This window comes from Rhodococcus sp. JVH1 (assembly GCF_000280725.2).
Classification (GTDB): domain Bacteria; phylum Actinomycetota; class Actinomycetes; order Mycobacteriales; family Mycobacteriaceae; genus Rhodococcus_F; species Rhodococcus_F jostii_A.
This window is the reverse complement of record NZ_CP166289.1, coordinates 227,811-240,385: the sequence shown is the minus strand read 5'-3', so window position 1 is coordinate 240,385 and position 12,575 is coordinate 227,811. Positions and strand designations below refer to the sequence as shown.

The 12,575-nt window shown below is 66.2% G+C and carries 11 protein-coding genes; 4 read left to right on the top strand and 7 right to left on the bottom strand.

Going from position 1 to position 12,575, the window contains the following annotated elements; translation table 11 throughout:
• Positions 1 to 7: 7 nt before the first annotated feature.
• The gene (locus JVH1_RS01105) at positions 8 to 1,606 is read right to left on the bottom strand and encodes an AMP-binding protein (protein ID WP_083849913.1); all 1,599 of its coding nucleotides are present in this window, start codon (positions 1,604 to 1,606) and stop codon (positions 8 to 10) included.
• A gap of 220 nt (positions 1,607 to 1,826) precedes the next feature.
• Here JVH1_RS01105 and JVH1_RS01100 point away from each other — a divergent pair, with 220 nt between their 5' ends.
• Complete coding sequence (locus JVH1_RS01100; RefSeq protein ID WP_009480292.1) at positions 1,827 to 2,618, top strand: FadR/GntR family transcriptional regulator; 792 nt, start codon at positions 1,827 to 1,829, stop codon at positions 2,616 to 2,618.
• Between the two features lie 139 nt (positions 2,619 to 2,757).
• Positions 2,758 to 4,110: an MFS transporter gene (locus JVH1_RS01095; RefSeq protein ID WP_016880261.1), complete on the top strand. Its 1,353-nt coding sequence runs from the start codon at positions 2,758 to 2,760 to the stop codon at positions 4,108 to 4,110.
• Between the two features lie 372 nt (positions 4,111 to 4,482).
• Here the strand turns inward: JVH1_RS01095 and JVH1_RS01090 are convergent, their stop codons facing one another.
• The 3 genes from JVH1_RS01090 to JVH1_RS01080 are packed head-to-tail and all read right to left on the bottom strand — an operon-like array spanning position 4,483 to position 7,480.
• Entirely contained in the window at positions 4,483 to 5,259 is a 777-nt protein-coding gene (locus JVH1_RS01090; protein WP_009480294.1) for an enoyl-CoA hydratase, read from the bottom strand.
• Positions 5,256 to 6,335 carry an enoyl-CoA hydratase/isomerase family protein gene (locus JVH1_RS01085; RefSeq protein WP_371112927.1) on the bottom strand — a complete coding sequence of 360 codons (1,080 nt, stop codon included), beginning with the start codon at positions 6,333 to 6,335 and terminating at the stop codon, positions 5,256 to 5,258. Before JVH1_RS01085 ends, JVH1_RS01090 begins: the two co-directional genes overlap by 4 nt.
• On the bottom strand, positions 6,332 to 7,480 hold the full coding sequence (locus JVH1_RS01080; RefSeq protein WP_016880287.1) for an isobutyryl-CoA dehydrogenase: 1,149 nt from the start codon (positions 7,478 to 7,480) through the stop codon (positions 6,332 to 6,334). Before JVH1_RS01080 ends, JVH1_RS01085 begins: the two co-directional genes overlap by 4 nt.
• 205 nt (positions 7,481 to 7,685) lie before the next feature.
• Here JVH1_RS01080 and JVH1_RS01075 point away from each other — a divergent pair, with 205 nt between their 5' ends.
• Both JVH1_RS01075 and JVH1_RS01070 read left to right on the top strand, forming a co-directional pair.
• Positions 7,686 to 8,204: a MarR family winged helix-turn-helix transcriptional regulator gene (locus tag JVH1_RS01075; protein WP_009480342.1), complete on the top strand. Its 519-nt coding sequence runs from the start codon at positions 7,686 to 7,688 to the stop codon at positions 8,202 to 8,204.
• On the top strand, positions 8,201 to 9,112 hold the full coding sequence (locus tag JVH1_RS01070; RefSeq protein ID WP_009480343.1) for a LysR family transcriptional regulator: 912 nt from the start codon (positions 8,201 to 8,203) through the stop codon (positions 9,110 to 9,112). The genes JVH1_RS01075 and JVH1_RS01070 overlap by 4 nt, the downstream gene beginning before the upstream one ends.
• 85 nt (positions 9,113 to 9,197) lie before the next feature.
• Here JVH1_RS01070 and JVH1_RS01065 read toward each other — a convergent pair whose 3' ends face one another.
• From JVH1_RS01065 to JVH1_RS01055, 3 genes are read right to left on the bottom strand one after another with little or no spacing between them, the layout of a single operon-like run.
• Positions 9,198 to 10,412 carry a CaiB/BaiF CoA-transferase family protein gene (locus JVH1_RS01065; protein WP_009480344.1) on the bottom strand — a complete coding sequence of 405 codons (1,215 nt, stop codon included), beginning with the start codon at positions 10,410 to 10,412 and terminating at the stop codon, positions 9,198 to 9,200.
• A 14-nt stretch (positions 10,413 to 10,426) separates the two neighbouring features.
• Positions 10,427 to 11,929, bottom strand: a complete 1,503-nt coding sequence (locus JVH1_RS01060; protein WP_009480345.1) for an aldehyde dehydrogenase family protein — start codon at positions 11,927 to 11,929, stop codon at positions 10,427 to 10,429.
• A 53-nt stretch (positions 11,930 to 11,982) separates the two neighbouring features.
• A complete protein-coding gene (locus JVH1_RS01055) occupies positions 11,983 to 12,552 on the bottom strand; it encodes an adenylate kinase (protein ID WP_009480346.1) in 570 nt (189 codons plus the stop codon).
• Positions 12,553 to 12,575 lie beyond the last annotated feature (23 nt).

The following is a 12,575-nucleotide window of genomic DNA, read 5'->3' as shown; positions in this document are numbered from 1 at the left end:
GTCGTCCTCACTTCTCATGCGCCGCATGAAGGCTGACGCCGACCATCTGCGGCGGGACGTGGGTGCGGTTACGGGTCCAGTCGCGGAGCGCGAACTTCTGGATCTTGCCGCTCGCGGTCTTGGGTAGTACGTCCACCACGAAGATGCTCTCGGGGATTTTCTGTTTGGCGACCTCGCGTCCGATCAGGAACTCGTGGACGTCTTCGAGGGTGAGGTCCTGCGCGTCGTGGGTGACGACGAAGGCGCAGCCCCGTTCACGGGTCGTCGCATCTGGCCCCGCGACTACGGCGACCTCGCTGACAGCGGGGTGCTCACTGAGCAGGTTTTCCACCTCGTGAGTGCTGATCTTCTCGCCGGACCGGTTGATGATGTCCTTGATTCGGCCCTCGATGTGGATTGCGCCGGTGTCGTCGAACCGCGCGAGGTCACCGGACCGGAAGAAGCCGTCGTCGGTGAACGCCGCGGCGTTGAGCGACGAGTCGAGGTATCCGAGGAAGGTGTCGGGGCCCCGCCACAGTACTTCGCCGACTCCGCCGGGCGCGACAGGGCGCCCGGCGGGGTCGACGATGATCACCTCGGTGGGCGCCAGGACTCGACCGTCGGTTCGGGTGCGTAATTGCATTGTGTCCCAGCGATTGCCGGCTGTGACTGACGGTCCCTCCGTGGCGCCGTACATGCGGACGACGGTGCCGAGCCGATCGGTGGCCCGGCGGGTCAGTTCGTCCGGCATGTCAGCGCCGCCGCACACGATGTACCGGATCGACGGAGTGGGGCGACCCGCCGCGACGGCGGCGTCGAGCAACCCTTGCAGGAACGGTGTGGAGAAGATCATGAAGCTGGCTTCGTGGCAGGATATCTTGTCGAGCGCGGCGACTGGATCCCACTGATCGTGCAGCACGACGGGCGCTCCGAGCAGGAACGGCAGTGTCAAGGCACAGTTCACGCCGGTCACGTGCGTGACCGGCGACGGGTTGAAGATGACGTCGTTCTCGTTGAGTCCGAACAACTCGATCATCGATAGGTTCTCGAATACGAGCGTGTTGTGGCTGTGCAGTGCGCCCTTCGGATCCGCGGTCGTCCCGGAGGTGTACAACAGCAGGCAGACCTGATCTGGATCCGGCTGGGGCAGTGCGGCAACCACCTTCGCGGCCTCTGCCGGGGCGCTGCCGAGCAGCTCCGTCCAGGTGGTCATCCGCTCGTCGGTGCCGCGCTCGCCACGGTCGCCGAGGATGACGACCTTCTTCAGGTGCGGCAAGTCGTCGAGCAGCTTGTCATACATCGCGGCGTAATCGAATCCTCGGTAGGTCGCGGGAATGAAGACGGCCGACGCCCGCGCCTGCCCGAGGATGAACCGCAGCTCGCGCCCTCGGTAGATCGGGACTATGGGGTTGGCGACGGCGCCTAGCTTCATGATCGCTTGGTAGACGATGACCGCTTCGGCCCGATTGGCGAGCTGGAACGAGACCACGTCGTCGGCGCCGATTCCGGCCGAATGCAGCGCAGCAGCGAGCGTGGTGGCGTTGCGGTCGACGTCGGCGAAGGTCAACCGTGTGTCGCCGTCGATCACGGCCACTGCATCGGGGAACTGCGAGGCGGCGCGCGTCAAGTAGTGCCCGATCGGTTGATCACGCCAGTGCCCTGACTCGCGGTAGGAATGGCCAAGGTCGGGCGTCGGTGGGCGCGTCGGCCACATCTTTACCTCCGGGAGAGCATCACGTTCGGATGTTGACTGGTGCCACGTGTTGATGGGTGTCACGCTAGCCACTTTCCCTAAATATGTACAGAGTTTGTCGATTCTCTCTCGGAGCTGGGTAGGGTTTGTACGCATGGCGGCTACACATCGAACTGTCGACGAGCGCACCGGGAACGCACTGACGCCGGACGACGCCCATCGCGCACCGGGCAGAGCCCCGAAAATGTCCGAACGCATCGCGAACCAGATAGCGGACGAGATCCTCGGGGGCGGCATCGTGGCCGGTGACCGGCTGCCGACCGAGAAGGAGATGGTCGCCGAGTACGGCGTGGCGCGCACGACTGTGCGCGAAGCCCTCCGACTGCTCGAGAGCCGAGGCCTGGTCACCATTCGGGCGGGTGTCGGCGGCGGCCCCGTCGCGTGCCGGCCTCAATTCGAATCACTGGGCAACACCATGAAACTGTTCCTGCAGCTCGAGGGTGCAAATCTCAGCGACGTCATCGACACCCGGCTGACCCTGGAACCGGTGGTCGCGCAACAGGCCACGCCTCGAATTACGGACGGCCAGCTGGACGAATTGCAGGCAGCGCTCGACAGCATGCGGACGCGGCCCGACGACTACGCCAACTTCATCGAGAAGAACGCGCTGTTCCACACCACCATCTACACCGCATCCGGAAACCCGGTGCTGCGCATCCTCATGGAAACGCTGCTGCTCCTGGTGCGGGACGCGGAACCCTCGCGGCACCCTGAGATCACCCGCACCGCCGCCGTCGAAGCGCAGCAACTGGTGCTCAATGCCATGCGCTCCCGAAATGCGTCCGCAGCAGGGGAGGCGATGGAGGCCTTCGTCCACGACACCGCGAAGTACTACCGTAAGCGCCTTGCGCACATCATCTCCGAGCCCGTGCACTGGCAGCTCTAGCGGACTGCTTCCATTAATATTCAGAAACATGTACAGATTTAGCGGATGCGCGGTTATGGTGTGGAAGCGCTCGCACGAGGTGACCCACTCCCACCTGCGGTAGGCGCACCTTCGGTCCACGCTTTCGCACAGAAATGAGATGTTCGTGGCGACCCACACGAATTCCACATCGCGCACCCTCGAGCAAACCAGACGCCGCGGCGTTCTCGCCGCGGCTGTCGGCACCATCGTCGAGTACTACGACCTCACCGTCTACGCATACCTGGCCGTGGTCGTCAGCCCACTGTTCTTCCCCGGCAACGACCCCACCGCCGCACTGCTCGCCAGTCTCGCCGTCTTCGCGTCGGCCTACCTCATGCGCCCCATCGGCGGCATCTTCTTCGGCCGCCTCGGGGACCGGCACGGACGCAAGCGCGCTCTGCTGGTGTCCGTGCTGCTGATGGGGGTCGGCAGCCTCCTCATGGCATGCCTGCCGACGTACGCGTCAGCGGGCATCGTCGCGCCGATCCTGCTCGTCCTCGCACGACTGGTGCAGGGTTTCTCCGCCGGCGGAGAACTCGGCGGAGCATTGACCTACGTCTACGAGACCGTCGGGGAAAAACGTAAGGGTCTGGGCGCCTCGTTCGTCGCACTCGGCAGCAACGGTGGTTTCGCGCTCGCCGCAATTGCGGTCGGGACCGTCTCAGCGCTCACCACCGAACCACAGATGACCAGCTGGGGCTGGCGAATCCCGTTCCTGCTCGGCGTCCCGCTGCTGCTGTTCTGCCTGTGGACCCGGACCCGCATCGAGGACACCGCACAGTTCGAGAACGCCGCGGCAAAGGACGACCTGGCGAAGTCACCGTTCACCGAACTCATCCGCACACACCCCAAGCAGGTTCTGCAGGTATTCGGGCTCGGCGTGGCACAGAATGCCACGGGCTACATGGTGCTCACCTACATCGGCATCCACCTGGTCCGCCAGGGCGGCTTCGATCGGACCGCGGTCACCTGGACGACCGCGCTCATCATCGTCCTCATCGCGCTGCTGATGCCGATCGCTGGTCTACTCGTCGACAGATTCGGCAGCGTCCCGGTCGCGGCAGCCGGACTGATCGGATCCGGCATCCTTGCTTACCCGGCCATGTCGCTGATGGGCGGCCACGGGCTCGTCGTCGCGGGCGTGGCATTCTTCCTCTTCGCGCTCGGCACCCCGCTCATCCAGGTCGCCACCGCACCACTGTTCCCATCGCTGTTCAACTCTCGCGTCAGGCTCACCGGCGTCGCCCTGGGCTTCAATCTGGCGACGATCGCGACCGGCGGAACGGCCGCATATATCGCCACCTGGCTGATCGACCGGACCGGCAGCGCCTTGTCGCCGGCATACTTTCTCGCCGGATCGTGCCTCATCGGGTTGCTGACCCTGTTCAGCATCCGAACCGCAACCTACGGCGGCGTCCGCCGCGAGTCCGCCTCCCACACGGAAACCGCTGCGCCGCAGAACGTCCGATAGTGATGGCCGGAGCCTGGGGTATGCGCCATTTCACGGCTACCGGTATCACCTTGGTTGGCGAACCAGTCTGTCGTCACTCAGGTGCATCTGCTGAAACTGTGGATTTGTCCGTCGGGAGTCACGGTAGCTGTCGGCAGTTGCGTGGTCACCACGCGTCGTCCCGTTCGTCCGGATCTGCCTCCAGCTCAGCGCCAACCGAAACCGGCGCAGGGGCAAGCGGACCCCCTCGCAACTGTGCAGAGATCGCGAGCACGAGGTCTGTCGGCAGGGGCGGCACGAGGCGGGGCAATTGTGGTCCTCCGACTCGGAGCTCGTGACGAATGGGTCGCCCCGCACCGGAGTCCGGTGCGGGGCGATTATCCACTGTGGCGCTTAGCGGTGTGTGAACGCAGGCGTGCGCTTCTCCACGAACGCGGCCATGCCTTCCTTCTGGTCCTCGGTGGCGAAGGTGGAGTGGAAGACCCGCCGTTCGAAGCGGATCCCTTCGGTGAGGGTGGTCTCGAATGCCCGGTTGACTGCTTCCTTCGCCATCATCGCGACGGGCAGTGACATCTCGGCGACAGTGGTGGCGGTCTGCAGTGCTTCGTCGAACAGGTCGGCGGCGGGGACGATCCGGGACACGAGTCCGGCGCGTTCGGCCTCCTCGGCGTCCATGGTGCGGCCGGTCAGGCACAGCTCCATCGCCTTCGCCTTACCGACGGCGCGGGTGAGGCGTTGTGAGCCGCCGATGCCGGGGATGACGCCGAGCTTGATCTCGGGCTGACCGAACTTGGCGGTGTCCGCGGCGAGAAGGATGTCGCACATCATTGCCAGCTCACAGCCGCCGCCGAGGGCGTATCCCGCGACTGCGGCGATGATGGGTTTGCGTGCGGCGGCGATGCGGTCGCCGATGGAGAAGAAGTCGTCCAGGTAGACGTCCATGTACGACTTGGTTTGCATTTCTTTGATGTCGGCGCCGGCGGCGAAGGCGCGGTCGGAGCCGGTGACGAGGATGGCCCCGATGTCGCTGTCGGTGTCGAGTTCTTCGACGGCGGTGACGAGTTCGCGTAGAAGCTGGGTGTTCAACGCGTTGAGCGCTTTCGGGCGGTTGAGGGTGATGATTCCGACCCGACCTTTGCGGTCGAGGAGGATGGTGTCGTAGTCGGTCACTGGTCTTCTCCGGTTGTGGTGGGTGGGGTGAGCCCGAGTTCGAGGTCGCCGAGTGGGGCGAAGAACGCGTCGACCTGCGCTTCGTCGACCTCCTCGATGGTGGCGGGCGACCATTGCGGGTTGCGGTCCTTGTCCACGACCTGCGCGCGGATGCCCTCGACGAGGTCGGGTGAGTTCAGGCAGGCGACGGACACCCGGAATTCGTCGTTGAGGACTTCCTCGAGGCTGCCGGCCCGCCGGGCGCGGCGCAGCGATGTCAGGGTGACCGCGCACGCGGTCGGCGACTTCGCCCGCACCTGCTCGGCCGCCTTCTGAGCCTCGGGCACCCCGCTGGCCTGCAGCCGCGCGACGATGTCGGCGACACTGTTCGCCGAGTACGCGGCGTCGATCCAGCCCCGCTGCGCCAGCAGTTCCGAGGCGGGAGCCGGTTCGGTGAACTGTGCGAGCGCCTCCTGAACCGGCGTGGTCGACAGTGCGTCGAGGAACCGCTCGATCTTCCCGGACGGGATGAAGTGGTCGGCGAACCCGCAGGCGATCGCGTCGCCGGCACCGAGCCGGGCGGTGGTCAGGGCGATGTGCGTGCCCAGCTCACCCGGGGTGCGGGCGAGCAGGTAGGTGCCCCCGACATCGGGGACGAAACCGATCCCGGTCTCGGGCATGCCGATCATCGACCGCTCGGTGACGATCCGCACGCTGCCGTGCGCCGACACCCCGACGCCGCCGCCCATCACGATGCCGTCCATGATCGCCACATACGGCTTGCCGTAGTTCGCGATGGCCGCGTTGAGGAGGTACTCCTCGCGCCAGAACTCCCGCGAACCGGTGCCCCCGTCCTTCGCGTCGTGGTAGATCGAGACGATGTCGCCGCCGGCGCACAGGCCACGCTCACCGGCACCGGTGATCACCACCGCCCGCACCGCGTCGTCGCCGGACCACTCGGCCAACGCCGCCGCGATCTGCCGCACCATCGCATGATTGAGGGCGTTGATCGCCCGGGGCCGATTGAGCACGATCCGGCCCAGCCCGCCGCTCGTGGTGATCAGAACTTCCGGTTCCGTGGGTACCGCGTCGGTCATACCGCTCCTCTGTTTCCGATGACGCTGCGGGCGATGACCACCCGCATGATCTCGTTGCTGCCCTCGAGGATCTGGTGGACCCGCAGGTCGCGGACGATCTTCTCGATTCCGTACTCCGCAAGATAGCCGTACCCGCCGTGCAGCTGCAGCGCCCGGTTGGCCACCTCGAAACCGGTGTCGGTGGCGAAGCGCTTGGCCATCGCACACAGCTCGACGACGTCCGGAGCGCCGTCCTCGAGCGCGGCCGCCGCCCGCCACAGCAGGGTGCGGGCCGCCTCCAGTTCGGTGCGCATGTCGGCGAGCTGGAACTGCAGGGCCTGCGAGTCGAGCAACGGCGCACCGAACGCCTTCCGGTCCGCCAGGTAGGCGACGGCCCGCTCCAACGCGGTCTGCGCGCCGCCCACCGAACACGCCGCGATGTTGAGCCGGCCCCCGTTCAGGCCCGCCATCGCGATCCGGAACCCACCACCCTCGGAACCGAGCAGGTTGCCCGCCGGCACCCGCACGTCCTCGAAGATCACCTGACGGGTGGGCTGGGCGTTCCAGCCCATCTTCACCTCGTTCGGCCCGAACGACAGACCCGGCGAACCCTTCGGGACGATGAACGCCGAAATCCCGCGGGGCCCACCCTCCCCGGTGCGGGCCATCACCACATACACCTCCGAGGTGCCGGCACCGGAGATGAACTGCTTGACCCCGTTGAGCACGTAGTCGTCGCCGTCGCGGACCGCCCGGGTACTCAACGCCGCCGCATCCGAACCGGCACCCGGCTCGGTCAGGCAGTAACTGCCGAGCTGATCCATCGAACACAGCCCCGGCACCCACGCACGGCGCTGCTCGTCGGTGCCGAACCGGTCGATCATCCACGTCACCATGTTGTGGATCGAGATGTAGGCGGCGATCGACGGGCACCCCTTCGCGAGCTGCTCGAAGATCCGGGCCGCATCGACACGAGTGAGCTCGGATCCCCCCACGTCCTCACGGATGTAGATCCCACCCATCCCCAACGACGCCGCCTTACGCAGGACATCCACGGGGAAATGCTTGGCCTGATCCCATTCCACGGCGTGAGGCGCGAGATGCTCGGCCGCGAAGTCGCGGGCAGTGTCGCTGATCGCCCGCTCGTCATCAGTCAAGGTGAACATATGAATCGACCCTTTCAGATCGGGGAAGTTGGAAGTACTATAGTTGGACATCCAGGTAAATTGCCAGTGGGTGTGACCCACTCCGAAATCAGAAACCCTTCGACACGGGAAGTGCCGTCACGGTCCCGTGTCGAATACGGGTTTCGCGAAATACCCACTCGGGGCGTTCATTCGATGCCCATTCCGGACAACTAGGAGGCTTCAGGTGGCCACTGCGCAACCACCCCACTCGGCGCCGGCCGCCGACTCCGTGGCGCCGTATGCATCGCTGATCGCCGCCGTACTGCAAACCCAGAAGCTGATCGGCCATCAACTCAACTCCACGTTGCGTCCACTCGGGCTGTCCTTCGCCCGGTACGAGGTCTTGGCCATGATGGTCGCCGCGAACGCCCCGCTGCCCATGGTGCGGATCGTCCGCGCCCTGGACAGGCATCCCACCACCATCGGAACGCTGATCGAAGGACTCGAAGGTTCCGGGTTGGCCGTACGGACGATCAATCGTGCCGATCGCCGCTCGACCCTCGTCACGATCACCGACAAGGGTCGCGAGGTGGCTATCTCGGCGACCCGGGCCCTCGACGCCCTCGCCCTCGTGGACCCGCAGGTAATGCGCCGTCTCCACGACGATCTGCACCAGCTCCTCTCCGCGACCCGACGTGCATCGACCGCCGCACCGGGCGGAGACCACCCCGCGGTGGCCGACCTGCCGGGAGGCACACCGTGATCGACGTCCGCAACATCCGCTCGGATGACCTTCGGTACTTGCTCGCCGTGGCGCGAACCGGTCGCCGCCGATCCGCGGCGCTGGACCTGGGCGTCGACCACACCACTGTCTCGCGGCGTGTGCGTGCGCTCGAGAAGGCCCTGGGTGTCCGTCTGCTGCAGCGTAGTGCCGACGGATGGGAGCTGACCGATGTCGGCCGATCGATCGCGGAGAAGGCGCGACAGATCGAGGAAGCCGTTCAGGAAGCCGCTGACGTGGTCCTCGGTATCAGTGAGAATCCACTCCGGGGGACCATCCGGATCACCGCTCCGGACGGATTCGGATCGTTGTTCGTCGCTCCCGCACTGGCCAAGCTGCGAATGAGTCACCCGCACCTTGTCGTCGAGTTGATCACCGATACAAGGCAATTGAATCTCTACCAATCAGGGTTCGACCTCGCGGTCGCGGTGGGCACACCGATCACCAGTCGGCTGGTCTCCGAACGTGTTTGCCAGTACTCGCTCGGGTTGTACGGCAGCGAGGAGTACTTTCGCGCGCACGGCGAACCCGGCAGTCTGGACGAGCTGACAGCGCACCCGCTGGTCTTCTTCGTCGACTCCTTGCTGCAGGTCGGGGATCTCGACTTGAACCGGCACCTGCCCGGTGTCGCGGCAAAGTTCATGTCCACCAACATCTTCGCTCATGTCGCAGCCACGCGATCCGGCGGCGGCATCGGACTGCTGCCGGCGTTCATGGCGGACCAGCACGCCGACCTGCGCAGGATCTTGCCCGATGCCGTCGACGTCCGGCTCGCCTTCTCCCTGGCCGCGCGCCGCGAAAGCCTCACCAATCCGGCGGTCCAGGCAGTCCGGCAGGCGATTCAGGAAGAGGCACGCAGTCGGCGAGACGAACTGGTCCCCACCGTGTAGTTGCCGGGCGCACCCGGGGCGGCGCCGCAGGACGCAGACTCCTGCAACGCCGCTGACCGGTGCGCCAGTCGGACTCGCACCGACTTCATGCCTGCGCGGGCACCATCGCATCGAGCGGATCGGTGGCGTCGACCGAGTCGAGCCAGTCGAGAATCTGTTCGGTGTGCTGTCCGAGCACCGGCGGTGCAGCATGCGCGGACCGCACCAGCGACGCACCGTCGGCCGTTTCCATCCGCAAGGACGGACCCGGCAACTGCACCGGCCCCACCACCGGGTGCTCGACCTGCACCAGCAGCCCCTGGCTGCGGGTCTGCTCCCACTCGTAGACCTCGTCGATGGTGCGGATCGACCCCGCCGGAACACCCGCGGCCTCGAGCGCGGCGAGGACATCGACCCGCGTGCGGTCGGCGAAATCGGCCTCGATCGCGGCGATCAACGCCTCCCGCGCCGCGACCCGGTCCCGGTTGACCGCGAACCGCGGATCCTGAGCCGACAGACCGGCCACCGGGGCGAACTTTTCCCAGATCGCCTCGCTGCCGACCGCGATCTGAACGTATCCGTCGGCGCAGCGGAAGCTTCCGTACGGTGCGATTTGCGGGTGGTGATTGCCGGACCGCTGCGCGACCTGTCCACCGACCGTCCACTTGGTGCCCTGGAAGGTGTGGGCGCTGATCGCCGCGGCCAACAGGGACGTCCGCACCACCATGCCCTTGCCCGTCTTCTCCCTCGACGCCAGTGCGGCCGACACCCCGGCGGTTCCGTGGACGCCGGCGAGGACGTCGGCGATCGGGATCCCGATCCGCGTCGGCTCCCCGTCGGGGTCTCCGGTCACCGACATCAGCCCGGCCTCACCCTGGGCGATCTGGTCGTAGCCGGCGCGGGATCCCTCCGGCCCGTCATGCCCGAAGCCGGTGATCGACAACGTGATCAGCCGCGGGTTGAGCTCCTCGAGCACGTCGGCGGGAAAGCCCAGCCGATCGAATGCGCCAGGCCGCAGGTTCTCGATGAGCACGTCCGCCCGCCGGATCAGCCGACGCAGCGCATCCTTGCCGTGCTCGGATTTGAGGTCGAGGACGATCGATTCCTTGTTCCGGTTCGCCGACATGAAGTACGACGACTGCGGGTCGTCGGCCGGCCCGACGAACGGCGGCCCCCAGGTGCGGGAGTCGTCGCCGGTGCCCGGGGCTTCGACCTTGATCACGCGGGCACCGAGGTCACCGAGCATCATCGCGGCGATGGGCCCCGCCAGCGCCCGCGAGAGGTCGAGCACGAGGATGTCGCCCAAGGGTCCGACAGTCATGGTGTGCTCCCTTCTCAGAGTGTGCGCAGGCGCACGTTGACCTGCTTGGTCTGGGTGAAACCGGCGATCATGCCCTCGAGCGACACTTCGCGGCCGAGGCCACTCTGCTTGTATCCGCCGTAGGACTGGCCGACCATCTGGCCTCCGCCCTGGTTGACCTGCACCCACCCGGTTTCGAGGGCGTGGGCGGTGGACAGTGCCAGATCGAGGTTATGTGTCCACACGTAGGCGGCCAGGCCGTAGTGCGAGTCGTTGGCCATCGCGATGACGTCGGAGTGGTCGTTCCACGGGATCGCGACGAGCGCGGGTCCGAAGATTTCCTCCCGGGACAGGCGCCAGGAGTTGTCGGCACCGGAGAATACAGTCGGTCCCATGTAGTAGCCGTCGGAGTTCGGAACCTTGGCGGGGGAGCCGTCGAGGACGGTGGCAACCTGGGTCGAACTCAGACCGTCGTCGAGGAATCCGCAGACGGAGGCGAACTGCGTCTCGTTGATGATGGCGCCCATGTCCGTGGACTCATCCAGCGGGTTCCCGACCTTCAGGTCGGCCAACGTGTTCACCAGCCGGTCGAGGACCTCGTCGTAGATGTCCTGGTGCAGGAACAACCGGGAACCGGCCGTGCAGCTCTGTCCCTGCCGGTGTACCCGGGTCGACAGCAGCAGTTGATTGATGAAGTCTTCGTCGATGTCCACGTCGGGGAAAACGATCGAGGGATTCTTGCCGCCGAGTTCGAGGGAGACATGTGCGAGACGGCCACCGGCCTCGCGGGCAACATGACGCCCCACCTCGGTCGAGCCGGTGAAGGAGATCTTGTCGACGTCGGGGTGCTGGACCAGCGCTTCGCCGGCGACCCTGCCGGATCCGGTGATGACGTTGAGGACACCGGCGGGCAGGAACTCGGCGCAGATCTCGGCAAGCAGCAACACGCTCAGCGGGGCCGCCTCGGCAGCCTTGACCACGACGGTGTTTCCCGCGACGAGGGCGGCAGGGATCTTGAATCCGGCGATCATCAGCGGGGAGTTCCAAGGCAGGATGCATCCGATGACGCCGAGCGGCTCCTGCCGTGAGTACTGGAGCTGATCGTCACCGGCGGGCAGAACCGTGCCCTTGATCTCGCCGGCGACACCGGCGAAGTACCGGAACAGGTTCGCCAGGGTGGCGACCTCGGGACGCGCCTGGGTGCGCAGCGCGTTGCCGGTATCGAGGGCGGTGAGACGGGCGAGTTCCTCGGCCCGCGCGTCGATGGCATCGGCGATCTGGCTCAGGATCCGGCCTCGCGCCGTGAAGTGCTGAGACCGCCACCGAGGGAAGGCCTTCTGCGCCGCTCGCACCGCGCGATCGACGTCCTCGGTGCTCGAGGAAGGGACACGGCCGATCACGTGCTCACGCAGAATCGGGGTGGTCACCTCACTCCACTGACCGGAACTGGCGTCCACCCAGGCCCCGTCGACGAACATGGGGTAGTCGCGGGCCTCGGGAATGTGGAGCTCAGCGAGTGAGGTTTGTGTGGAGGTCATATCGGAATCTCCTTGATATACGGATGGCTCTGCTGGGGTGCAGGGAACAGCGTTCAGGTGGACGGAGCGACGCTTCCGCGCTCGGACAGCGCGCCGTTCGCGTGGGCGTAGACCTCGTCGACCTCACCTTCCGCATCGACGGACAGAAGAAACGGCGAGTAGTAGTCGAGCAGCGGTCGGGTCTCGTCGTGATAGACCCGCAGACGTCGACGAATGACGTCCTCGGTGTCGTCGGCGCGGCCACGGGCCAGCATCCGTTCGACGACTGCATCGTCCGCTATCGAGAAATCCAGGACGGCATCGATCTGGCTCAGTTGCCGGCCGAGGAGCTCATCGAGCGCGGTCGCCTGAGCCACGGTGCGGGGGAAGCCGTCCAGAATGAATCCCGTGGCCGTGTCGGCGCCGGCGAGGCGCTCCGCCACCATCCCGATGGTGACCTCGTCCGGGACCAGTTCGCCGGCGTCGAGGAACGATTTCGCCGTCTGCCCGAGTTCCGTGCCCTGCGCGATATGGGAGCGGAACAGGTCACCAGTCGAGATGTGGGGGAGCTGCAATGCCGACGAAAGCAACTGCGCCTGAGTGCCTTTACCGGCTCCCGGCGGCCCTGTCAGGATGATGCGCATAACGAATTCCTTTCACATCGAGC

Bases quoted from the DNA above. Each gene is read 5' to 3' on its own strand.
- JVH1_RS01100 (WP_009480292.1), top strand. From the start codon at position 1,827: ATGGCGGCTACACATCGAACTGTCGACGAGCGCACCGGGAACGCACTG.
- JVH1_RS01095 (WP_016880261.1), top strand. From the start codon at position 2,758: ATGTTCGTGGCGACCCACACGAATTCCACATCGCGCACCCTCGAGCAA.
- JVH1_RS01085 (WP_371112927.1), bottom strand. From the start codon at position 6,335: ATGACCGACGCGGTACCCACGGAACCGGAAGTTCTGATCACCACGAGC.
- JVH1_RS01080 (WP_016880287.1), bottom strand. From the start codon at position 7,480: ATGTTCACCTTGACTGATGACGAGCGGGCGATCAGCGACACTGCCCGC.
- JVH1_RS01065 (WP_009480344.1), bottom strand. From the start codon at position 10,412: ATGACTGTCGGACCCTTGGGCGACATCCTCGTGCTCGACCTCTCGCGG.
- JVH1_RS01060 (WP_009480345.1), bottom strand. From the start codon at position 11,929: ATGACCTCCACACAAACCTCACTCGCTGAGCTCCACATTCCCGAGGCC.
- JVH1_RS01055 (WP_009480346.1), bottom strand. From the start codon at position 12,552: ATGCGCATCATCCTGACAGGGCCGCCGGGAGCCGGTAAAGGCACTCAG.